General features: G+C 57.7%; 19 protein-coding genes and 2 pseudogenes. 16 read left to right on the top strand and 5 right to left on the bottom strand.

Features of this window, described 5'->3' with window-relative positions; translation table 11 throughout:
- Positions 1 to 296: 296 nt before the first annotated feature.
- From repC (IB262_RS30900) to IB262_RS30845, 12 genes and pseudogenes are all read left to right on the top strand, one after another.
- Positions 297 to 1,574: a plasmid replication protein RepC gene (gene repC, locus IB262_RS30900; RefSeq protein ID WP_192494175.1), complete on the top strand. Its 1,278-nt coding sequence runs from the start codon at positions 297 to 299 to the stop codon at positions 1,572 to 1,574.
- Positions 1,574 to 2,083 (top strand): thermonuclease family protein, encoded by a 510-nt coding sequence (locus IB262_RS30895; RefSeq protein ID WP_246802763.1) that lies wholly within the window; start codon positions 1,574 to 1,576, stop codon positions 2,081 to 2,083. Before repC (IB262_RS30900) ends, IB262_RS30895 begins: the two co-directional genes overlap by 1 nt.
- A 397-nt stretch (positions 2,084 to 2,480) precedes the next feature.
- Positions 2,481 to 2,813, top strand: coding sequence for a DUF736 family protein (locus tag IB262_RS30890; protein WP_110880412.1), 333 nt, complete (start codon positions 2,481 to 2,483; stop codon positions 2,811 to 2,813).
- Positions 2,814 to 2,934: 121 nt separating this feature from the next.
- Complete coding sequence (locus IB262_RS30885; RefSeq protein WP_112948081.1) at positions 2,935 to 3,138, top strand: antitoxin VbhA family protein; 204 nt, start codon at positions 2,935 to 2,937, stop codon at positions 3,136 to 3,138.
- Positions 3,139 to 3,204: 66 nt separating this feature from the next.
- Positions 3,205 to 4,245 (top strand): annotated as a pseudogene (locus IB262_RS30880) (Fic family protein).
- A gap of 222 nt (positions 4,246 to 4,467) precedes the next feature.
- Positions 4,468 to 5,346 (top strand): annotated as a pseudogene (locus tag IB262_RS30875) (zincin-like metallopeptidase domain-containing protein).
- A gap of 144 nt (positions 5,347 to 5,490) precedes the next feature.
- A complete protein-coding gene (locus tag IB262_RS30870) occupies positions 5,491 to 5,694 on the top strand; it encodes a hypothetical protein (RefSeq protein ID WP_192494174.1) in 204 nt (67 codons plus the stop codon).
- A gap of 608 nt (positions 5,695 to 6,302) precedes the next feature.
- Positions 6,303 to 7,478, top strand: coding sequence for a plasmid partitioning protein RepA (repA, locus tag IB262_RS30865; RefSeq protein WP_192494173.1), 1,176 nt, complete (start codon positions 6,303 to 6,305; stop codon positions 7,476 to 7,478).
- Entirely contained in the window at positions 7,475 to 8,467 is a 993-nt protein-coding gene (gene repB / locus IB262_RS30860; protein ID WP_192494172.1) for a plasmid partitioning protein RepB, read from the top strand. Before repA ends, repB begins: the two co-directional genes overlap by 4 nt.
- Before the next feature lie 183 nt (positions 8,468 to 8,650).
- Positions 8,651 to 9,865 (top strand): plasmid replication protein RepC, encoded by a 1,215-nt coding sequence (gene repC / locus IB262_RS30855; RefSeq protein ID WP_192494171.1) that lies wholly within the window; start codon positions 8,651 to 8,653, stop codon positions 9,863 to 9,865.
- 81 nt (positions 9,866 to 9,946) lie between these two features.
- The gene (locus IB262_RS30850) at positions 9,947 to 10,378 is read left to right on the top strand and encodes an antitoxin Xre/MbcA/ParS toxin-binding domain-containing protein (protein ID WP_037381763.1); all 432 of its coding nucleotides are present in this window, start codon (positions 9,947 to 9,949) and stop codon (positions 10,376 to 10,378) included.
- Positions 10,375 to 10,857 carry an RES family NAD+ phosphorylase gene (locus IB262_RS30845; protein ID WP_192494170.1) on the top strand — a complete coding sequence of 161 codons (483 nt, stop codon included), beginning with the start codon at positions 10,375 to 10,377 and terminating at the stop codon, positions 10,855 to 10,857. Before IB262_RS30850 ends, IB262_RS30845 begins: the two co-directional genes overlap by 4 nt.
- Positions 10,858 to 10,884: 27 nt before the next feature.
- On the opposite strand, the gene IB262_RS30840 is transcribed toward IB262_RS30845, so the two are convergent.
- A complete protein-coding gene (locus IB262_RS30840) occupies positions 10,885 to 12,045 on the bottom strand; it encodes a site-specific integrase (RefSeq protein ID WP_210337741.1) in 1,161 nt (386 codons plus the stop codon).
- A gap of 168 nt (positions 12,046 to 12,213) precedes the next feature.
- On the opposite strand from IB262_RS30840, the gene IB262_RS30835 reads away from it, so the two are divergent.
- Positions 12,214 to 13,353, top strand: coding sequence for an RHE_PE00001 family protein (locus tag IB262_RS30835; protein WP_192494169.1), 1,140 nt, complete (start codon positions 12,214 to 12,216; stop codon positions 13,351 to 13,353).
- Positions 13,354 to 13,467: 114 nt separating this feature from the next.
- Here IB262_RS30835 and IB262_RS30830 read toward each other — a convergent pair whose 3' ends face one another.
- The 4 genes from IB262_RS30830 to IB262_RS30815 all read right to left on the bottom strand — a co-directional run bounded on the left by IB262_RS30830 (position 13,468) and on the right by IB262_RS30815 (position 17,899).
- Positions 13,468 to 14,535 (bottom strand): hypothetical protein, encoded by a 1,068-nt coding sequence (locus IB262_RS30830; protein ID WP_192494168.1) that lies wholly within the window; start codon positions 14,533 to 14,535, stop codon positions 13,468 to 13,470.
- A gap of 176 nt (positions 14,536 to 14,711) precedes the next feature.
- The gene (locus IB262_RS30825; RefSeq protein WP_192494167.1) at positions 14,712 to 15,320 is read right to left on the bottom strand and encodes a DUF2026 family protein; all 609 of its coding nucleotides are present in this window, start codon (positions 15,318 to 15,320) and stop codon (positions 14,712 to 14,714) included.
- Between the two features lie 66 nt (positions 15,321 to 15,386).
- Positions 15,387 to 16,265, bottom strand: coding sequence for a hypothetical protein (locus IB262_RS30820; RefSeq protein ID WP_117195581.1), 879 nt, complete (start codon positions 16,263 to 16,265; stop codon positions 15,387 to 15,389).
- Positions 16,265 to 17,899: an AAA family ATPase gene (locus tag IB262_RS30815; RefSeq protein WP_192494166.1), complete on the bottom strand. Its 1,635-nt coding sequence runs from the start codon at positions 17,897 to 17,899 to the stop codon at positions 16,265 to 16,267. Before IB262_RS30815 ends, IB262_RS30820 begins: the two co-directional genes overlap by 1 nt.
- Before the next feature lie 214 nt (positions 17,900 to 18,113).
- Between IB262_RS30815 and IB262_RS30810 the strand changes: the two genes are divergently transcribed.
- The 3 genes from IB262_RS30810 to IB262_RS30800 all read left to right on the top strand — a co-directional run bounded on the left by IB262_RS30810 (position 18,114) and on the right by IB262_RS30800 (position 22,762).
- Positions 18,114 to 18,740: a hypothetical protein gene (locus IB262_RS30810; RefSeq protein WP_192494165.1), complete on the top strand. Its 627-nt coding sequence runs from the start codon at positions 18,114 to 18,116 to the stop codon at positions 18,738 to 18,740.
- A 108-nt stretch (positions 18,741 to 18,848) separates the two neighbouring features.
- Positions 18,849 to 20,783 (top strand): AAA family ATPase, encoded by a 1,935-nt coding sequence (locus IB262_RS30805; protein WP_192494164.1) that lies wholly within the window; start codon positions 18,849 to 18,851, stop codon positions 20,781 to 20,783.
- 2 nt (positions 20,784 to 20,785) lie between these two features.
- Positions 20,786 to 22,762: a UvrD-helicase domain-containing protein gene (locus tag IB262_RS30800; RefSeq protein ID WP_192494163.1), complete on the top strand. Its 1,977-nt coding sequence runs from the start codon at positions 20,786 to 20,788 to the stop codon at positions 22,760 to 22,762.
- The last annotated feature ends 435 nt before the right edge of the window (positions 22,763 to 23,197 follow it).

Here is a 23,197-nt window from a genome sequence, read left to right as displayed (position 1 = left end):
GGCAGCATCCTAAATCCTACTGCTGTACCACCTTGTTGCGCCAATATGCTTTATGGCGCTATGTTTTAAAAGCAGCGGAATCGGTTCGATTCCGGGGCTGCCAATCTGAAAATCGTTTTGCGGAGAGATACACCGACCAGAAAAGAAAAACCGCTCCCGAAAAAATTCCGGAAGCGGTCTGTGAGTCGATAAATTAGCCAAATCCTTTCTCGCAGACCCTCCCTTTCCTGTCAACAAAGAACGCACCTTTCGGTGAACGGCGAAGCTTTGCCTGGTCTCAAAGATGGAGACAAGGAATGGGGAAAACCCAAATGAATCAGCGGCCCGCTGGCCGCCGGATAACGCCGCAGCGTGCCCATTTCCGTCGGCTGGCAGAGTCGGCGGAAATCGGGACGGTTACGCGCGGGCAGTTGGCGATACTTGTTCAAAGCCTCCCATGCGTTGGCTTGATCAATGGAACAGAAAGCCATTTGCTCATGGCTCTGATCAACACGGCCCAGGCCGATACATTCGACAAGTCGGGTCGCCCGATCGTGTTCAAGTCGAACCAGCAACTGGCCTTCGAGATCGGCCGGTCGGCCGGCCGTGTCAGCCGTTTGTTGTCGCGCCTGTTCGACGCTGGCCTTATCACCATGCAGGACAGCGGCAACTACAAGCGCTATCCCGTTCGCAATGGCGAAGGCGAGATAACGGACGGATGTGGGGTCGACCTTCGCATCCTGATCGCCCGATACAACGAACTCGATGAATTGGTCACAAAGGCCCGCGCCGAGAAGAAGGCGGCCGATGCGGCTGCGCGGCGCTACCGCGGGGCCCTTCGCAACGCTCGCCAAGCCCTCGCGATCGGAGCTGAGCACTCCGCGCGCATTGTGAGGCTGATAGAGGGTCGCATCGAGCGAGTGCGCGATATTGTCGAAGGCGCCGGCAAACCTTCGAGCCATCTGCTGCGCCGGGTAACAGCCCTTCTCGATTGGTTCGTGGAGCGGATGATGCGACTTCCGCGTAGATCGGAAGAAGCACTAGAGGCGCGGAAGGTGACCTGCCCGCATGCCGAAAACGACATACACAAACAGACTACAACCCCCTATCTGCTTGCTGATAGTAGTCAGGAACGGCGTTCGGCTGACGCCGAACAACTCAATTCCTTGAAAGCTGGCTCCGCCAGCCAATGGGCTTTTGAAGAAAGCCTGAGGCGACGCCGGAGTGAACTCAAGCGGCCACAGCACTTACCGCAGGCAATGGTGGCCTTGCAGGACGTGGTTAGGGCTGTGCCAGCGTTGAAGACCTACGGGCTTACGCCAAACAGTTGGGCCGACCTGGCTCGTGCCGTGCCGCTGATGTGCCGATTTGCCGGGATCTCCGAGGATGCTCGCCGCCGCGCCGTCGACCTGATGGGCGAGCAGCAGGCCGCCGTCGCGGTCGCTGTGACGCTAGAAAAATACGACCGGCAGGACGTCAAGTCGCCGGGGGGCTATTTGCGGGCCTTGACGGACCGCGCCGCCGCGGGCGAGTTGCACCTCGCCCGCTCCATATTCGGGCTTGCCGCCCGAAATTCCCTGGAGGTCACACATTGATGCGTAAAGCCTTGCCGGCGTTTTTTGCCGCTCTCTTCATCTTTTGCGGTTCGGCACAAGCTGACGACTTTTCAGGCCGCGCCCGCGTGATCGACGGTGACACGATCAGTATCCGAAAACAGCGCATCAGGATTGCGGCCATCGACGCCTGCGAGCGCGATCAGACCGGATTGAAAGACGGCAAGGTGTGGCGCTGTGGTGCCGCAGCCCGCAGCCATCTTGGGAAAATGATCGACGGGCAGCATGTCCGCTGTGACATCATCGACCAGGATCAGTATCGCCGTCTGGTCGGCCAATGCTTCATCGGAGACGTCGATATCGGCCTTGCGATGGTGAAAGCCGGACTGGCAGAGGCAATGTTGCGGTATTTGCCAGCGTCGCACTCGATCAGCGAAGTCGAGTACGGCCAAGCCGAGCACAGTGCCCGCGACAATGGCTTCGGCATGTGGTCAGCTGAAATCGAAAGCCCCCACCTCTACCGCCGTTCCAAATCATCCGTGACGCCCTGACCGCGAAGTCGCCAACGTCGCGCAAAGGGGTCCGTTCGTGCGCCGTTTTGCTTCATGATTTCGGCCAAAAATGGCGAATACCTATTGAATGCGCCGGTTGTGTGATTAATATTGATGCGAAAATTGCGGTTGTGTGTCGCTGGGTAGAACGGGGAAACGTTGCCAAAAGGTTCAAGCCACACTCCTCCTAAGCGGTTGCTTGTGACGCTCGTTCGCACGTCGACGCGAATTTGCGCAAAGCCGGATGCCGCAAAAATTTCCCCGCCGTCGGCTTCCTCGCGAAAGCAAATTTTGGCGCCCTCCAGCTTCCTCCGCTCTCGCTCCGGCCTCCGGTGCCCATCGCGTACCGCCGTGCCGTTGGAACGATCATCGCAACCACCAAAGAGGAGTGAAAGACATGAACGTCACCAACTACATCCAGTTCGAAGGCGACAATCTCGAAACCGCAAAGGGCACCGGCCTCATTTCCACCATCGACCGGGACATGGACATCACGGTAGTGCCGTTCGACTCGGACAACGATAAGGCCCCGACGCACCGCGTCTACGCCAAATCACCCCGCGGCCACAACATCGAGGTCGGCGGCGTCTGGAAGAAAGAGAACCAGGAGGGCAAGCCCTACTACACTCTTTCGATCCGCAAGCTCCGCTACAACGCCAATCTCGGCCGCTTCCCCGGCCAGGACGACGCCTCCTTGCAGGCGATCATCGAGTGGGACGCCCGCGATTGATCCGCTCACAGCGCCCGGCAACAAAGCCGGGCGCACACCCTCGAAAGGCCGGGAATTCCGGCAGAATGCTGGATTTGCAGCACTGTAACTGCTAGGGTGCCCCGTAACCGGAGATTTGCAGATGAACGTTCATTCCCGCCGTCCGGACCGTTCCGCGGAAGCCGTCGAGAAGCGACGCAAGGCTGCGGAGCAGGCACGCGCTGCCAATGTCCGGCAGGGCTATGTTCACGATCCCGTCCTCGAGGCGGCCACCGCGCGCTATGTCGCCGGCGACATTACCCGCGAGGAATACCGGGCGCTCATGATCGAGCAACCCGTCAGATAATTACCGATCAACCTTGAAGTACAGAGGCCGCCCGCTCAGAGCCGGCGGCTTTTTGTTGAGCTTGCCATGGCCGAAGAGCGCCCCAAAGGTTCCTACACCTACCCCAACATTTCGAACGATCCGGACCGTACGGACGTTCTGAAAAACAGATGGGGAACTCAAACACATTCCGAGCTGCGCGTGAAAGAATATCGCGCAACCGCCGTGCGGTTACTCGAAATCGCTGAAGGCGATGGCCCCAAGGGTGATTTTGACAAGGCCCATCTGAAAGCGATCCACGGCTACATTTTTCAGGATGTCTACGAGTGGGCGGGTCACTCGCGCAACGAAACGCCGATCGTGGACGGCGAGCACGTGGAGCCGATCGGCGGCCTCTCCAAGGGGAGCACTTCGTTCCTGCCCGGCTCGAGAATAGAAATGGGGTCTGGACGAGGCATTAAAGCCGATACGAAATCCCGAGGCACTTCGGGACGCTACCCCGGAGCAGTTCGCCGAACGCGTCGGCCAGGTCCTTGCTGAACTGAATTATGTGCATCCGTTTCGCGAGGGGAACGGCCGGGCGCAGGAGGCCTTCATTTCCGAGCTGGGACGTCAATACGGACACGAGATCGATTTTTCAGTGATCAGCAAACCGCGCATGATCGAGGTGTCGATCGAGACCACGAACGATCCATCGAGTCCTGCGATGAAGCATGTTGTGCAAGATGCTTTGGATCCCAACCGACGTGAGGCCATCCGAGCAGCATTTGCGGATCTGAAAGACTGCGGCGAGGAGCCCTTGCTACATAACGTTCGCACCGCCCGGGCCGGCGAGGAAATCACGGGCGAGATTCTTGGGAACGGATTGCTACCCTGGTCACCGAGCGCGGTGTCGTCGTTGCCGATCGGGCGGACCTGCCGGAGAGGTTGCCGGCCGACGAGGAAATTACCTTAACTGCTCGATCGGACTTTTCCCGCCTGGGGCGAGAGCAACCAGCCCCTGAGATGCATTCGCCCACGCAGGCCGAGGAATCACAGCACAACGATAATTCGGATCTGAAAACGATCGAGGCGCAAGTGGCGACGCAGCGAAGCCGTGAGCGCGACGACGACAATCACGAGCGGTAGGGTACCGCCTGCAGTCCTCAAGGCTGCCTACGGCGATCATGATGCGACGGGCGCATATATTCTGCGCCCTCTCCTTCCGTCGGATGATTGACGGACAAGCTACGACAGCCCCTCCCCATGCAACCGCTGTCGCGGTCCTCCTCTCCGTTGCGGCCCTTTGGGTGCACGGGGTCGCTTCGGCCATCTCCGTTTTTTGCCGTCAACCAACGGAAGGAGACGGCCATGCAGAACATCAAGGACACCTACCAGCGCATTACGGATGCCGTCATCGAGCAGCTTGAAGTTGGCGCCAAGCCGTGGATCCGGCCCTGGCGCGGAGAGAGCCGCGGATCCCTTGTTCCCAGCCGCGCCACGGGCGAGGCCTATCGCGGGATCAATATCCTGATGCTGTGGCTTGCAAGCGAACTCGCGGGCTACGAGGAAAACACCTGGATGACCTACCGCCAAGCTCAGGACTTTGGCGGTCAGGTCCGAAAGGGCGAAAAAGGCGCCCTGGTCGTCAAATACGGCACTTTCGCTCCTAAGGATCGCGAGGACGATGACGACGATCGCGGCATCCCCTATCTCAAGGGCTACACGGCCTTCGAGCAAATCGAGAACCTCCCGGTGGGTTTCTATCGGCCGGCCGATGAGCTCCCCACAACGCCGGTACCGCATCTTCAAAACGTCGAAGCTTTCATCCGCAACACCGGTGCATCGGTCCCATACGGCGGAACGGCCGCCTGCCATCGCCCCGGAACTGATGACATCCTCCTACCAGCGAGGGAGCGCTTCCTGGACGAAGTTCATCTCTATTAGACGCTCATGCACGAGATTGGACGCTGGTCTGGTGCCAAGCATCGCCTTGACCGCGATATGACTGGCCGGTTCGGAACCTACGCCTACGCCGCCGAGAAACTCGTGGCGGAACTGACCGCATCGTTCCTCTGCGCAGATCTCGGAGTCGCGCACGAGCCTCGTGGCAATACGGCAGCCTACTTGGATAACTGGCTTGCCCTGCTGAAAAGCGATAAGCGTGCGATCGTGACCGCCGCAGCCAAGGCTCAAGCCGCGACTGATTATCTTCATGGTCTTCGTCAGGCTGGCATCCCTCCAGCCTGATGGGAACAAAAGTTCCCCGCGGGGAACTCTCGTATCGTCGCGATGATGGTGGACTGATTTACTTGCACGAAGATAAGAAGAGGGGCCTCACGTGTCTGCCTCCCGAGCACCGAAGGCTGAAACACCTGGGTCGACGGGCGTTGGATGCCGACGTTTCCCAATGCCCGCTACATCATGGCGCGCCGCGTGTTTGAAGCGGCCGAAGCGGGACCCGGAAATGCTGACGAGCGTACCTTGCGCATCGTCGACGCCGCCCGGGTCGTCGTTGTCGATATGGACTTTGAACTTGATGGCGAAGTGTGGCTAATGCCGACCACAGGCCTCGGTCCGGGGACGCGCAGCCACTGAGGTTTCAATGTGTGGGCACCGTGTTTTCCGATGACGCCACGGCCTATGCAATGCATATACCCCGACTGGACCTTTCGATTCGACTCGGATTTCCCAACCAGGCGCGTCTGAGGCGTAGGGCGTGTCTGGGAGCTTGCTCGGACGATCGCCGCATTGATTGACATCGTGTTTTCCTGGCCATCGGTCGGAACCATTTCGCGGTGGCACGCATCAACCTTGTTCGTTGAGATAGACCGAGGCAGTCATCCAGAACTGGGGGGGGGGCGCCAACACTAGCTGCGAAGCGACCCGCTGTTATGGAAGTTCCCCGCGGGGAACGTCTTCCCCTGGGTCGAGCGCAGCGCATTCCGAGATGATCTACCTCGCAAGGCACTCCATTTTTCTTTCGTTTGTCCGAGGAAGTTCCCCGCGGGGAACTTTGCACAAGAAGGCCGTTCATACGCGGTTTGAAACGGTGTGCGATAATTGATGCGTCCACCCGAATCGGGTTACCCATTAGTTGCGGAGAAAACTCGAAATTGCGGGTTTTTGAGTAGTTACGTGGTTGTTAGCAGTTCGTTAACCACAGCAGCGGTTAAGTGGCGAGAGTGACCACCGGAGATTCTTTGATGACGCGACACCTGAGCAGCCTTTCCTTCATGGAGAATTTCTCCAGCAAGCTCGAGTTGGCGTTAAGCAATCTGAGCATGGCACAGTTTCCGCCGGATGCCCGGCGCGTTATGCGCAAGTTCACGTCTACAGAGGTAGCTCAGCTTCTGGATGTCACCGAAGCCTATATCCGGCAGGTCGCGGCGAAAGAGCAGGGGCCTGCACCGGAAATCGCCAATGGGCGCCGACTCTATACATTGGAGCAGGTTCTTGAACTCCGCATGGCGCTTGCCGCCAACGGCCGAAAGAAGTGGATGAACCCGCGGCGCACTGGGAACGAGCAGTGCCAGATTATCGCTGTTACCAACTTCAAGGGTGGTTCCAGCAAGACGTCCACCACGATCCATCTCGCTCATTATCTGGCGCTGCGTGGATATCGCGTGCTTGCGGTAGATCTTGACCCGCAGGCTTCCTTGACCGCTCTCCACGGTAACCTGCCGGATTTCGATTATAGGGGAGGGGACACGCTCTATTCGGCGATCCGTTTCGAAGATCCGATTCCAACCAAGTCGATCATCCACCAGACGCACATCGCCGGTTTCGATGTCATCTGCGCAGGACTTGAGCTGACTGAATTCGAAACCGCGGTCGCACTCGAAATGCGACGTGCCGGAGGAACGGGCTTCCTGCTGCGCGTCTCTCAGGCTCTCGAGCAAGTTGCCGACGACTACGATTTCATCCTGATGGATTCAGCGCCGTCCCTTAACTTCCTGACGCTGTCGTCACTCACTGCAGCGACAGGTGTCGTCATTCCGGTCCCGGCACACATGCTGGATGTCGATTCGACCGCTAAGTTCTTGGAGCTCGCCGCCTCTTATATGCAGATCCTCGATGAGGTTGGGACTTCTGCTCAGTGGGATTTCGCAAAGTTTCTGGTCACCAAGTTCGAGCCGAATGATCACCCTCAGGCCAACATGTCTGCTCTGATGCGCCAGGTGTTCGGAGAGGATCTCTTGTTGAACTCTGTCATGAAATCGACCGCGGTCGCTGATGCCCTGACCTGGAAGCAAAGTCTCTACGAGGTGCAGCGAGCACGGTTCTCCGCGCCGAAGACCTATGACCGAGCAATCGAGTCGATCAATGCGGCCAACGCTGAACTTGAAGGCCTCTTCTGGAAGGCATGGGGGAGAGAATGAGCCGCAAGGATTCAAAAGGTCTCTTCGCCAACGTCCTCGGTCAGCTCGAAGCCTCGCCTGAGAGAGGAGGGGTGCAGAGAACGACGTCCCCGCATCTCCTCAAGGTCGCGGCGGGTGTCAGGCAGATCCAGGAGCGCAGTGAGCTCGCCGAACGTCTGCTCAAGGACGGTGGCCAGATCATCGAAATCGAGCCGGACGACGTCCTCGATTCCGCTATCCCTGACCGCTTCGCGTCGGCCTACGATGCGGCCAACCTCACCGAACTTACGCAGTCGATGGCAGCGCATGGGCAAAGCACGCCGGGTCTTGTTCGCTCGGTGCCAGGTCTGGCGAAGCCGTTCCAGATTGTTTTCGGACGCCGTCGTCTCGCGGCCGCCAAGCTCCTCGGTATCAAGTTCAAGGCGATTGCTCGCGAACTTAGCGATGAGGAAGCTGTCGTTCTTCAGGGTGAAGAAAACAGCAACCGCAACGATCTCTCCTTTATCGAGCGTTGTCTGTTTGCGCATTCTCAGGAAACGGCCGGTTTTGGCCGTGACGTGATTTGCAAATCGCTAAATACTGGCAAGTCCCATGTTTCCGAGATGATCCGCCTTGCCAACGCAGTGCCGCGCGAGATCTTACAGGAGATTGGGGCAGCACCAGATGTTGGGCGCCGGCGCTGGGTTGAATTGGAAGCAAGGTGGACGGCACATCAGGCGCCACTCGCAGCCGCAAAAGAGGCACTCAGCCAGGAGGACATCCGCAATGGCGACAGCAATGGCCGCTTTGCGGGGGTCTTCGACGCGCTTTCCGGCGAAGTGCAGGTGACAGTGTTGCCGAGCGGATCAGTCGAGCTCATTTCGCACGGGTTGGTACTTGGGCAGGTGAGTCACGGCAAATCCGGCTCGAAGCTTGCTTTCAACAAGTCGGTCCCAAGTGGGTTCGTCGATTTCGTCGCAGAGCAGATTGAAAGATTGCACGACCAGTTCATGCAGAAAGATGCCCGATAGGGCGAGAGAATTGAAACCAGGAGGATAACCGCAAAAGAAAAAGGCCCCCAAACGTTTCCGTCGTGGAAGCCTCTCTCTTATCTAGCAATCTGAGAATCGCATTTCCACGAATCCCCGTCAAGAGTCTTTGGCACCGTTTTGGGTGAGCAGCTTTCTTTTGCCTTCGCAAAGAGGTGAAGGACGATGCAAGGTGGAAGTGTGACGACGCCCTTTGGGCGGCGGCCGATTTCGCTCGCCCAAATTAGAGAGCAGATGCGGACGGCCGAAATCAAATCCGGTAAGTCTGTCGACAAATGGAAGGTGTTTCGCGACGCCTGCGAGGCGAGGGCGGCACTGGGTATCCAGGACCGCGCTCTTGCGGTGCTCGATGCGCTGCTGACGTTTTATCCGGAGAGTGAACTCTCGGAAGAACGCGGTCTCGTCGTGTTCCCGTCAAACGATCAGCTGTCGGTCCGCGCCCACGGTATTGCCGGCACGACGCTCAGGCGACATTTGGCCGCTCTGGTCGAGGCTGGCCTCATCCAGCGCAAGGACAGCGCCAACGGCAAGCGCTACGCCCGTAAAGGCAACGGCGGCGTGATCGAGGAGGCGTTCGGCTTCAACCTGGCGCCACTTCTCGCGCGCGCCGAAGAGCTCGCGCACATGGCTCAGCAGGCCGCGGCCGAACGTCGGCGCTTCCGCGCAACAAAGGAGGCGTTGTCGATTTGCCGCCGTGATGTTCGCAAGCTGCTCACGGCTGCGATAGAGGAGGGGGCTGCCGGCGACTGGGGCCGTATTGAAGACTATTTTATCGCATTGATCGGCCGCATCCCGCGCACGCCGACAGGATCGGATATAGAGCCAATCCTCGACGAAATGCAGATGCTGCGTGACGAGGTGGTCAACCGCCTGGAAATTCTGGAAAATTCTAAAGAAACGGGCAGCAATGCTGTTCAAAATGAACGCCACATACAGAATTCAAATACCGAATCCATCCATGAACTTGAACCTAGCTCTGGAAACGAGCTGGGGGCGAAGCCGAGCCTGGCCATCAAACCGACGCGAGAGCCGATAAAGGCGTTTCCTTTGGGGATGGTGCTGCAGGCTTGCCCGGAGATCCGCGATTATGGGCCAAGCGGCGCAATTGAGAATTGGCGCGACCTGATGTCGGCCGCCGTTGTCGTGAGATCGATGCTCGGCGTCAGTCCGAGCGCATATCAGGAGGCCTGCGAGGTCCTTGGAGCAGAGAATGCCGCTGCCGTCATGGCGTGCATTCTCGAAAGGGGAGGGCAGATCAACTCGGCCGGCGGTTATCTGCGCGACCTGACACGCAAGGCGGAACGCGGGGAGTTTTCGATTGGCCCGATGCTGATGGCGTTGATGCGGGGAAGTGTGGGGCAGAAGAAAATATCCGCCTAAGTGCATCAATCGCGATTGAGCGGTTGAAGTTTTTACCGGTTGATACTATTTTTTGCCTCAAGTGAGGTGAGGTTTTCAGCGATGTTGGCATTTGAAAAAGTAGCAGATGTACTTGGTCTTCCTCCCAAGGAAATCGGAGCGCGATCGCCGCTCGGTCTGGTTTCCCGAATTGAAGGCGGGTTGCCGATCACGGTGCTAGAGCGCGTCTCGCATCTGCTTGCTCCGAATGACGGGCATTTCAAATATCGGTTCGTACCCAAGGCCACTTTGGAACGGCGCAAGGTCAGCCTGCGGCTCTCTCCAGAGGAAGGCATGAGGGTCGCCCGCGTCGCGCGGGTGTGGAACCTCGCCGTGGACGTTTGGCAAGGGCCAGACGCGGCGCGGGATTTCCTGTTCCGAAGCCACCCCATGCTTGAGGATCGAGCTCCGATTGATGTCGTCATTCAAAATGAGATCGGCGCGGAACTGGTGCTGGAGATCCTCGCCAGTCTCAAATACGGAAGTGCTGCGTGACGGCCCAGGTTCTTGATCGAACACTGTCGTCTTTCCGAATAGGAGATCCCAACGGGGCTTATCCGATCTTTGACGCCACAGGTTCTACGATTGCGCCCGGGCGTTGGAACACGCCCGGAACGCCTGTCATCTACACAAGCGAACACTATTCCACCGCTGTATTGGAAAAGCTCGTGCACGGCAGCGGGCGGCTACCGCCGAACCAGCACTATGTTCAGGTGACAATTCCAAGGGGGCTGACCTATGAGGTGTTTTCAACCGCTGCGGTGCCCGGTTGGGACTCAATGCCGGCGGTGGCAAGCAAGGCGTTCGGCGAGGCCTGGTGCCTGCAAAAGCGCAGTGCCGTTCTAATCGTGCCGAGTGTCGTGGCCCGGCTCGATCAGAACATAATCATCAACCCTGCTCATCCTGACTTTGCGAGCATCACCGTCAGCCTTCATCAGCCAGTATATTGGGATAGGCGGCTGTTCGGATCGTGATAGCGAATGGCAGGCGCTGTTCCGTTCTCAGATCATCAACCGGGCTGCGCGTCCCTGCTTGCGTTCCGCGTCGTTGTAGTAGCGGGCAGCCTGCGTCACCGACTTGTGCAATGACTGCTGCATGGCTTCGGGGAGGGGGATACCGCGGTTGGCGGCTTCGGTCAGGTAGCCAGACCGCAAGCCATGCGCCGAGAACAGTGCCGGATCGAATCCGGCCTGTTTGCAACGGGTCTTCAGGATCAGATTGATCGACTGAGGGGTCAGCGCCCGTCGGTCGATATTTCCCCATTGGTCAACGCGTCGGAACACTGGGCCATCCTTGACGTTCGCCTGCTCGAGCAAGTGCTTGAGCGCGACCACCGGCCGGCCAATCAGAACGACGTGTTCATCGTCATCGCTGGTCGTCGTCTTTGTGCGGCCGAGGCGGATCGACAGGCAGGGCAGGGCAGGGGAGTTCGCGTCGTTCGGATCGGCACGAACGGGGTCTTCGTCGACAAGATCCTCGACGCGCAGGGCCGCCACTTCCGATCGCCGCCGCCCGCCCGAAGCAAATGCAGTTAGAAGCAGCGCCCGGTCGCGCAGATCGACCAGGCGCTCGCCGGCGCAGGCCTGCAGCAGTTTTGCGAGAATGTCGGCTGCGACGGCCTTCCTGCTTTTGCGCTGTCGCGGTCTGGCGTTGGCGCGTACAGCCAGACGCAAGGCGGACTTGAGCGAAGGACCGTTGAAGGCACCGGTGAGCCCACGCCAGCGGGTGAGGACTGACCAGCTGGTCAGGCGCCGTCGAACCGTGTCAGGGGCATGGGGGCCTTTCGCGCGAAGCAAGCGGCCTTCGCGCAAGCCCGCCTCGACGTCGGCAGGCATCCCGTGATCGGCGTCCTCGGCACGTTTGATCGGATCCCAAAGGTGGTGGGCGACGAATTTCAGCAGCAGGCTTTCCGGCGCCGGCCAGGGGAGGGGGCTGCCGGTGGCAAGCTGACACCAGGCCTCGAGATAGCCGAGATCTGACGCCAGCGCTCTGAGCGTGTTGTCGCCCATGCCTTCGCGGGCAAGATACTTGAGTGTTGCAACGTCGTCGTCGGTGAGAAGGGCTGCAAGCTGATCGCGGCGATCGAAGGGGAGGATGGCGTCTAGGACGTCGAGTTCTTCGGCGCGGCGATGGACGGCATCGGAAGGTATCTTTGTCGCCAATTTTGAGGCTTCGCTAGCTGTAGCTTTGCGCGATTTTAGGCGATTTGCGACTCCAAATCCATCACTATCGATACCTGAAACTTATCGATGGTTACCCCGCCGACCGGCAACCGTACCATGTGAGGAACTGTAATATTATTATAGAGTTCCTTTAGGAAATCATTTACCATGATTTCAATGGCTTACGATATCTCAAAAATCAGCATGACAGCTCTGATGGAGCCGGCTTTCGACGCCGGTGTCGCGCTGACGCGTCTCGACGAGCGCATCGCCCGTTCGCCCGTCGGCGCGGGCTTCCTCGAGCGTGCCCATTTCGCCGACGCGTGCGCCTCGCTGTGGATCGACGGCGAACTCGTCCATCTCGAAGACCTCGTGCTCCACGATGCCACCCGCGATATCCGCACTCCGACCCACGAACTTACCATCGCCCGCGACGTCCTGCGCACCCGCCGGCGTATCGCAGCCCAAGTTCCCGCCTGGGCGTTATCGGCGGACGGTATCCGGACGCTGCGAATGACGGCGGAGATCACGGCGGCCGAAACGGACGAACCGCAGGTAGCCGGCGCCACCAGGCGCATGATCGCAACCGCCCCGGGAGGGGAGGGCGAGGATGACGACAACACCGGAAATCTCCCCGGCGTTGATTACGCCGCCATCGATGCGGCGCTGGCCCGATCGGAGGCGGCGATCGAAAACGCAACGCGGCCCGGCCGGGGCGGCGTCCAAGAAAAAGATCCGATGATCTATGATCTCGACTGGGACGAGGATGCCCGGCTCGAAGAATGGCGCGGCGTGTTGCGACAGGCGGAAAATTTGCCGGCGATGCTGAAGGCGATCGTGACCCTCGATGCCTGGAACGAGCTTTCGGTCCTTCAGCACGCCCTTTGGCTCGGCCGCTTGTTCGCCGCCTCAATCCTGCGTCAGGCCGGCGTTACCACCGGCGCCCATCTCGCTGCCATCAACCTTGGCCTCAAAACCATTCCCGTCGATCGGCGCCGGCATCGCGATCGGGAGACGCGGCTGCTGGCCATTGCTCACGGCGTGATCGCGGCCGCCGAGCTCGGTCTGAAAGAGCATGACCGGCTGATTTTGGCGCGCAGGATGTTCGAGCGCAAGCTGGAGGGGCGCCGGACGTCTTCAAAGCTGCCGGAACTGGTCGACCTGGTGATCGCGAAGCCATTGGTGTCGGCCGGGATGGTAGCGAAAGCGCTCGACGTCACGCCGCAGGCGGCGCGGCGGATTGTTGGCGAGCTTGGCCTCAGGGAGATGACGGGGAGGGGGAGGTTTCGGGCATGGGGGATCGTCTGATCCGGTGCGATACGGTTATGAAAAAGCGACGGAGCTCAAGTTAGTGTCTTTCATGACCAGTAGGCGCGAGCGCCTACGACATCGGGCTCCGGGAGCACATCTCTCCCTTCTGCATCAGACATCAGACGGATGGGGGTCTACTATGTTTGCAGCAAGATAGTCGATCATTTCGGACGACTGTGTGCCTTTGCGGAAACGCTTCTGCTCCTCGAAATCAAGGGAAGGTAGCATATTCGTCATTTGGCCGACTCTGTAGAGTTGCTCGACATCATCGGGGTTTAGTCCGCCAGCATTCAATCCGGACTTGTTGTTCGCCATCTCCAGTGCTGCGCCGATCATCACGTCGGCAATCTGCACAGCAGGGCTTGCTTTCGAGTCCACCTGAGTGACTTCACGGAGCTTTAGAGGGAATTTCATTGTGGAGATTTCCGTTGGTCGGAACTCGATATCACGGTCATGGTCGATGAAACGCCGGATCAGAGGATGATATGTCAGCAGGTTCTTGGATTGATCGTGCTCAATGCGATAGGGCCCGGTCGTCATCAGTTCGAGCCGCGTGATCATAGAATGAAGAACAACCATCGCTGCGTCTGTGTTGACATCTGGATTAGCGATCGCATCCCAACATTCTGGAGATGCATATTTGGCGAGCGGACCTAGAAGCTCGGGGTATTCCTGCCAGCGCAAATTCCGGGCAGCGGAGATCAACCGGATCCTAGCTACGGGACTTTTCGCCTTCACGGCCAGCTGGAATGCTAGCAACAATTCATCGAATTCGGCTTCACCGAGTAGCGTAGGCCCTGTGAGGTAAAGAAGTGATGCTGCAGCATAGTTTCCGCCATCGGCGTAAAGGTCAAATCCTCGCTCATAGTAATACGGCTCAACGCCGTAATCGACGAAGAACAAGGTCAGAAGGTAGCGCTTGTCCACGATCGATGTTGTGCAGTCGAAGTGTGCATGGATGTCACGCAGGAGGCCGAGCAAACGCGGATGATTTGCGGGCCTTCGAGAAAGAGCTCGATACTTAAGCTCTGAGGCTTGCAGCGTTGGAAAATGCTCCCTTATGAGTCTTTCAGCTTCATCATTATCAATGGCAACTGCAGACGCGCCTTGAAAACGCTGATCGGCGTTGAGCAAATCAAACCCCGTATAGCCGCCCTCATCGATGCGAAAACACTTCATCCCTAAGCCCTCTACGATGATCCGGCTACCTTTTCGCCCGATATCCGGTTTGAACAGGATGTCGAAGGACAGAGGATGGCTTCCTCTCTATCTCCTAAGTTGCTCGTTGCCGAGACAATCGGTAGCCACGCGACAGTTGAGGAGTGGGGTTGTGGGCTCTGATCTCATCAATAGGCTTACCACGAACCAACGAGAGGGTTGCCGACCAAGGGTACTGGTTTGAGGTTCCCTTTCTGGTCTCCCACCGAAATCGAGGGAAGCATCTGCTTGGGAGATCGACGAAACCACTTTACCGCGATGCTGGCGAGGTCCCCGATCATCGCCAACTCCTGCCAATCCGCAAACCGGGCGGCCGTCGCTTCAGGCTCCGATTGGTAAAAGAAGGAGCCCGAATGGTTGAGATCATTGATCGACAACGCCATTGCCGACATGGGTCGTTGGAACATTTTTGACGGCACGCCAAGCGGACTGGCCGTCTCTGAAAAAGCAGGGGCCATGAAATCGATCGCCCAGCCGTCGGCCTCGATCCAGCAATGGAAGCTTTCACCGGCGCCGGTGACATAACCGTCCTCGCGGTGATCAGCAAAAAGGAGCATCGATCCACCAAGATTGTAGGCGGCGAGACCGCCTTTGGGCACCGCTTTGATCTTGTAGTGGTGCTCGAGGATAAAGGCGCCGAAGGTGCTGAAGTACATACAGGCATATGCGGGATTGCCGCCTTCGTTGACAACGAGGCTGTTAATGACCCGGTAGATCCGGTTATAGTCCGTTTGTTTGATAAGCATGGTAAGGGTGCTTTCAGCGCTCGTGTGGGCTAGGCGTTAGGTCTTCAGGGGCGAGTTTCCAGCTGTCTACGTCGCCACGGCAATCACTGGGTCCCCGACATCGCGACCGGCTGCTGACAGTCTCGGGAACAGCCAGGCTATGACTGCAGGATCGAGCAAGCCCTGTGCGAACATCGACTCCCAGTTGTTAAGAGAACCCTGAGCATAGTCACGCGCGGCTCGATGCTCGCAGATAGCCGCGATCAATTCAGCTTGGTTCGCAGGAATGAAGTCCAGCGACCCGACGATTTTTCGCGGCGCGCGCACGAACTTGACCCACTGGTTTCTCAGCCAGTTTAGCGCGCCGGTCCGCTTGATCACATTATCCAGGTGGTATTCGATCGCGGGCCTGTCCGGGTGGGTAAGGGCGACCAGGATTTCGAGGTCTACGATCACGGTTGCATCCATGCCGGAAAACTTCGCTGCGTAAAGACGTTCGTCCATGCACGCGTCATAGTATGGATGGAGGATGCGCGCTCCCACGGCATTGCCCTTATAGTTCTGGCCACGCTTCAGGTTGCAATCACATGCTGGGACCAGATTCTTAGAGAAGACCGCAAATGCCGGATGATCTTCCTTTGGCAGAACGTGGTCCAGCGTGTGAGCATGCAAGGAGCCACACATCGAACATGGTAGTGCAAGATTGTCCTCGCGGATGTCATCGATCGGGCGGTGGCTGGTGGGCAAATCTTTGTAGTGTTTACGCAGCCATTTATCCAATGGATCCGGGATCGGGACATGCACGACCGCCTGTGCGTTCCCCGAGACGCTGTCATACTGCACATAGCCGGCCTTCAGGGCTTGCCGGAATGCCTGTAGGCCCGGATAACTTCCAAGCCTGTGGTTGTCGACGAGTGCGTCGACGCCTGCGATGTCATCGAAAATCGGAAAAGGGAGTTTGCGCATCAGCCGGAAATCTTTGCCCGAAGTTCGTTCAGGAATTCCAGGGACAACTCATTGCTATATTTTTCGAGGATCTCATCCCAGGTCATCCCCGACGACTGGATGTTTTTCTCCAACTCCTGCGCGAGATACGAGGGTTCGTCTTCTCCAAAAACGAAGTAAGAAATTTCTCCAACGTCTGCACCGAAGGTCGCGAGGCGCGGTCTCTGGACTTCGATCCTTCTATCGGCGTCAGCCCTCAGGATCGAGATCTGCTCCCTGAAAACCTCTCGGAGAAAATAGGCTGAGTGCGTGGCGATGATGGCTGCGGACCCGGTCTGCGCCAGCAGGCTGTCCAGGATCGAAACGAAGCGCGCTATGAAGTTCGGGTGTAGATGGGTCTCGGGCTCATCGAAGAGTAGAAGAGAGCTATTGTCGATTTCCAAGCTCACATATGCCGCAAACTTGAGAAAAGAGATTTCGCCGCTACTCAGGCGAAGCGCATTGCCATCGGAGAAACGAACCGGATCACGCCGGGTGTTCAGCGACGCAAACCGTCGGAGTTTTTCCTGTTCGCCGCCTCGGTTCAATGAGCGCAATGGAATGATGCCGTCGTTCGTCCAGACACAGATGGATTTCGGATCCCCCAGCGCTTCGAGTGCATTGAGGAAAATCTGCCATCGGCTGCGATCCTTGATCGCCTGGTTCGACCGGGCGACGCTGACGATCGCGCTGATCAGACCGCCGGCTTTTCGAGTCGGGGTGGATCGCGCCAGGGCATAACGTGAATAGCGAACATATTGCCGGCGTCGCGCCGTGCCCGGGAAGATAGAGAGCGCCTCTTTCGTTGGGGCAAATGCCAGCATTCGATTGAACTGAGCCCGCTCCCCCGTTTGTGGATCAATCAGGCCGCCGCCTTTTATGGCCTGCTTCGCGATAGTGCTAAGCGCCTGACTTTTCCCAACACCATTCTTCCCGATGATGATCGCCATCCGCTTTGGCAAGAAGCCGGTATGGTCGAAGTTGAATCTGAGCTCGTGCTTGTTTTCAAAAGCCGTCAGTTTGAACGACACGGCGATCGTCGGCGACATCCGACCAATTTCTTCATGGCCGAGACCTCGCAGGATCGGTCCTGCGTTCTTGTAGGCAAAAAAAGCTTCGGCGGTTCGCGTCAGGGAATACTGGAATACCGCAGTGTTCGGTGCGTCGCGCACAATCGGAGAGTTTGCGGAAAACTCACCCAGAGCGACGAGATCGCAAGTCTTCAACAGGACTTCGCGGGCTCCAGCGACGTCTGCGTCGGCAACGAGCTGGCGATAGGCATCGAGGTCGGGTAGTAACGTAAAGAATTTCGGGAGGTCATCCTCGGGGACGACCGCTTTGTCCCGAGCCGCACTCTTGATGAGATCAGCACCATTCACCTCCTCATTGGAGCTTTGGAGAAAGCCGATCATGCCGGAAAATTCGGCTATCAGGCGAGCAGAGTCCCGGCGAACGAACACATTGATCCGCGTCTTGAAGCGGAAATCGTCGAAACTGTCTCCTGACGGGGTGATGAGGATAGTATTGTTCTCGATCGATCGGGCGTCGGAGGGCGTCTGTGAAGAGAAAAAGAGCTTGAACTGTTCTGTCGGAGTGTCCGAAGGCGAGACCGTCATATGTTTTCCACGTCATTTTCGCGGAATCCACTGATTGCTCGCGTGGCATACATGATACGTATTTTGGTCATGCAAGCAAACTGGCCTCGCCCGATGCTAGCACCATTGTGCACAGGGCTCGGGGCATCGAACGGTGGCGCTGAGCAGCTACGGTAGTTTCGCCACATGTTATGAGTTCGCGCCGTTTGGAGACTTGATCTCGGGAGACTAGAAAATGCAGTTTGAAAAGGCCGTGGCGCGCTCATTTTCCGTCGTCGACCGAGCTTTGCGTCGCTCATTCCCGACCGACTATCACAAGCGATGCATGTACGCGGCATTTGGGATGCAGACGCTGCTGTCAGATTATGGGCACGAAGCTTCAATCCAGGGCGGCGACGCAGTCACCTTTATGGTGTCTAGATCAGGCCAACAAGCAGGCATGCAAGGTTTCGCAAATGCGGCTGAAGGGCACGCGCATTACTGGGTCGTTGCGGCTCGACGGCTGATTGATATCGGTCCGCACTATTTGCCGCAGGATTCGAGTTTTCCCGCAGCTGACGTCCCGTTGATCTGCTGGGATCTTGCCGGGGCTCTACCTCCTTTTTTGCGCTATCGAGTCCTTGAGGATTTCGGCGCTCTTACGGCTTTGGTTACGACCGAGGAGATCCATCAACGGATGGAAGCGTTCATCGGGCAGTGCCGCAGCAAAGCTAGGAACCTCGTTGGCCAGCCCAAACTGCCGACGTGGTTGCTGACAAACCTAGAGACGGTTGCACGAAGCGCTGGCCAGGGTGATGTCTGGGCAAAAGGGGCTGTTCGCTTCGCCTCGATGCCCGGGGTTGAGAAGAGCTTACCGTTCTAGATGCATTCGCCGAGATGACTGCAATTTTCGGTGTCCAATTGACGCTATCTCTTTTCAAAAAGTTGCAAACGAGGAACTAATAGTAGGTGTGAGTCGTGAGGGCATTCAGTGTTTATCTCAGAAATTTTTGCGCAGGGCTTTCGATGCTTCGAGCCCGCCTCGCCATTGCAGCTGAAACTCACGCCAGGCCTCAACATTCTTGTCGGTCCCAACGACGCCGGGAAAAGTGCGATTATCGATGCGGTCCGATACGCTCTCTGGACACGTGGAGATGACTATCTCCGTCCCGATGAGCTGGACTTCTACGTCGATGCCGCAGGCGTCCGAGCCGCAGAATTTACAATCACCTGCACGTTCGATGCGCTTACGCCGGACGAGGAATCCCGGTTCCTCGAGTGGTGCACGAACGAGAGGGGAAAACTCCGTCTCCATATCTGTATCCGCAGCACACGACGCCTCTCACCAGGTGGGGGCAGCATTATCACAACGCAACATCGAGCCGGTAAGGATGGCGAAGGCCTACCGATCGACGGAGAGGTGCGCGAATATCTAAAGGCGACATACCTGAAGCCTCTTCGGGATGCCGAGCGCGAACTGAGGGCTGGTCGTCGGTCCCGCCTTTCCCGCATCTTAGGCGCCATGCCGCAGATGGGGCCCGAAAGCAAGCCAGGTGCTGTGGGTGGAAAATTGACGTTGCTTGATACGCTCAAAGCAGCCGACAAGGATGTGCGCGACAATACGGCTGTCCGCGGCATAGCGAGTAGCGTTAATACCGACTTCCTCGACAAGCTTTCGTTTGCCGATGATCCCCTTGTCGCTACTCTGGACCTTGGCGCGCATGGCTCATTCGACCAGGTGCTTGAGCGCTTCGAACTTTACCTCAATGCCAAAGTTGGTGGGGCGCGCGTTCAACGCGGACTTGGCTACAACAATCTTCTCTTTATGGCCGCCGAATTACTGCTTCTGCAGTCCCATCCTGATCAAATTCCTTTCTTGCTGATCGAGGAACCTGAAGCGCATCTCCACCCACAGCATCAGACGCTCTTTATGGAGGTCCTTTCAGCGCGCACGGCGGTTGGTGCCGGCGAGGCGCAGAAGCAGGTTCAGGTTCTGTTGACGACACACAGCCCTCAGTTGGCAGCGGGCGCAGATCTCGAGACGATGACCATTATGGTCGGCCATCAAGCCTTCCCCTTGGCTGCCGCCTACACTCGTCTCGATATTAGCGATTATGAATTCCTCCGGCGCTTTCTCGATGCGACCAAGGCCAATCTCTTTTTTGCTCGCGCGCTAATCGTCGTTGAAGGGGATGGTGAGAACCTCCTCTTGCCAGCGCTGGCAGACAAATTAGGGCGTCCGCTTAGTCGCCATGGCGTCTCGATCGTCAACGTCGGTCATAGGGGGCTTTTCCGCTACAGTCGTATTCTACAGCGCAAGGCCGGGCCAGCCGTGGAAATTCCGGTCGCGCTGATACCGGATCGTGATATTCCGCCAAAAGAAGCCAAAGCGTTGGTCGGCGAACGAAAGACCGAAGACGAGCTGGATGCAGATGCAATCACGGCACGCATGAAAACGTTACGCCGCGATGTTGGCGACCCGGTTGACGCTTTCATTGCAGACTGCTGGACCCTTGAGTTCGATTTGGCATTGCGACCGCTGCTGGCTGAAAGCGTCTATCAGGCGGTCCTGCTTGCGAAGTCTACGTCGCGGCGGCCCGAATGGCGGAAGAGGATTGTTGAAACCGCGAGCAAGGAGTTTCAGAAGTGGAAAGACGATGGTCTCTCCGATTTGGAAATTGCGGTAAAGATCTACGGTCCGGTATTCAACGGCAATGCATCCAAAGCTGAGGTCGCCGAAGAACTCGCGGCCATCATTCGGGCCCGACCGGACACACCAGCCGAAATTCGTGACCGGTTGCCTCAATATCTCGTCCGTGCCATCGATTTCGTTACCCAACCGTATGAGGCTGGAAAGCCGCCGTTTGGGGACGTCGCCGAGGAGGATGATCTGGCCGAGCTTGATTCTGCCGCGGGGACCTTGTAGCCGTGCTGGAAATCGCGCCGATTACCCCCGAACTTCTGGCCGAGCTTGGCGCCGAGCTCGGTGGCTGTGACTTTACGGACAAGAGCCGTTCGGACTTTCTTGCAAGTATGGCCTCCTGTGATGTGCAAGCGGCACCCGGCAATGGAAAAACCACGCTGCTGGCGGCCAAGCTAGCTCTCCTTTCGCGAAGTTGGGACAGCCGAAGCCAAGGCGTGTGCATTATTTCTCATACCAATGCGGCACGCACGGAAGTCGAGCAGCAGATCTCGCGCCACCCGACAGCTTCGCAACTTATGGCCTATCCTCATTTCACGGGAACTGTGACAGCATTCGTCAATCAATTCTTGGCGTTGCCTTATTTACGCGGACTTGGCTGGCCGATCCGGCGGATCGACGATGATGTCTTTGCTGCGGAAGCGGCTCGAGCACTTCCTCACTATTGGGAATTAAAAGCACAAGCAAAAAAAGCTCCGGCGATGGTAGATTCGTGGGTCAGGGGCTTGGATCTAGATGTAGATTTCATCACCGGTCCGGAATTGCCTGAATCGCTGGCGGTCCATCGCAGAAAAGGGCAGCACGGCGCCGACACAGGCTGCGGAAAGGCGCTCGCCAAGCTCAAAGCATCCATGGTGAGGAAAGGGCTCTATCGATATTCCGATATGACCGCCCTCGCGTTGCGTGCTCTTAAAGAGAACCCGAAAATTGCAGAGCGGCTGCGCTCCCGCTTCCCCCTTGTGATCCTGGATGAAGCACAAGACACGAACGGTAAGCAATTGAACCTCCTTGAGCACTTGTTCGCCGACGGAGGCACTGCTTTTCAGCGTCTTGGCGACTGCAACCAGACGCTATACCAAGACGATGCCCCGGTTGCATCCTATTGGACACCAGGTGCTAACTGCATTCCCTTTGATGAAAGTCGCCGGTTCGGACAGCCGATCGCTGACTTTGCGAGCCGGCTGACCACCAAGCTTCCCCAGGAAATTAAAGGCGTTGACGGTAAGCGTACGCTGATGGTTGTCATCGTCTTCGACGAAAAGACGATCGGTGGGGTGCTGGCCGCCTTCGCTGAAGAAGTGAGGTCTCAATGGCCCGAAACCTTCTCGGAGAAGGAGATCTGGGCGGTAGCGTCACGGCACAATGTCACCGGCAAGGTCAAGGGACCATGGCACCCAAAAAGCCTCGTTGATTATTATCCCGCTTATCGTAGTGAAGCCGGGGCGGCTAAAGAGGCAAATCTGCTCTGCAGACAGCTTCAAAAAGCAGCACTCCTTCATGCGGCTGCTCGTCCACCGTCCGAAATCATGGAGATCTTCTGTGGAGCTATTGCCGAGCTTTCGCGGCTTTACGGTTGGACCGGGTCAAACGGGGGCCCGATTACGGCAAGAAACCTTTGGGCGACCCTTGGTCGGCGCGAAGGCGAACTCCCTCGAAAGATAAGATCGCTTCTTCACAAGCACACATTGGTTGGCAACGCTGCGTGGGAGGAGGTCGCTTGGAAGCGGTTCTCCGGAGCGTTGGTTGCGATGTTTGACTCAGGCGATGGACAGGCTGTTCCGGGGGAAGTGTTCGACTATTGTGGTTTCGTCGGGGGTAAAGAGGCGGATGGGGTGGAGCCCGCTAGGCAGGCAACTAAGCAGGTCACAATAGCGCAAGCAACCATTCGTCTCGGCTCTATCCACTCGGTCAAAGGGAAGACGGTCGACGGTATCTTGGTCATGGAAAGCGAGGTCTGGAAAGGGCACGCAAGAGGCCAATCATGCCTCGATCTGGCAACCGTCCTTCCGACTGCGTTTGGAGTTGAAGGGGCCGCGTCATTATCCGAAATAGGGTTGGCCGCGGCCACGAATGTCTTCGTCGCGGTGACACGACCTCGGGAACTCTTGTGCCTTGCGCTAAGGAAGTCGGAGTTCGTTGCGCTTGCGGAGATCGCACTAAAACAAGGATGGAAGGTCGTAGACCTCGCAAAGGGTGCCAAATAACGTAATCGTAACGAGCGATGACGATCGGCCTTTTGGATACCGGGATCGGGATAAATGAGTGCATTATCAGGACTAGCCTCGTCGCAGGAATGGTTGAAACAGTTCAAGGCAGAGGATCGCGATGTTGCGCGAATGGTGCTCGACGAGGTTCAACTTGTTTCCTCGCGGAAGTTCAGTGATGGAATTATCGAGCTCATTGATGAGATTGCAGCAGAGAGACCGGACAAGGATCGGAAAATCGCGCTTTACTCGGAAAGGCCGATGAAACTAGCGTGGGGAGATGTTCCTGCATTCTTCCCTAACTCTCGGCACGGTCGAGCTGAGGGTCCGGGCGTCCCCCCGATTGTCGTCAATCCGAAAGACCAGGAGGTTGGCAGCGAAGGTATAGTCGCACAGCTGATAACGGCTTACTGCCGCACGAATCCACGGGTTGCA

This window comes from Ensifer sp. ENS02 (genome assembly GCF_014851885.1).
Lineage (GTDB): Bacteria > Pseudomonadota > Alphaproteobacteria > Rhizobiales > Rhizobiaceae > Ensifer > Ensifer adhaerens.
The sequence above is the reverse complement of the archived record's forward strand: the minus strand, read 5'-3'. Positions and strand labels throughout refer to the sequence as shown.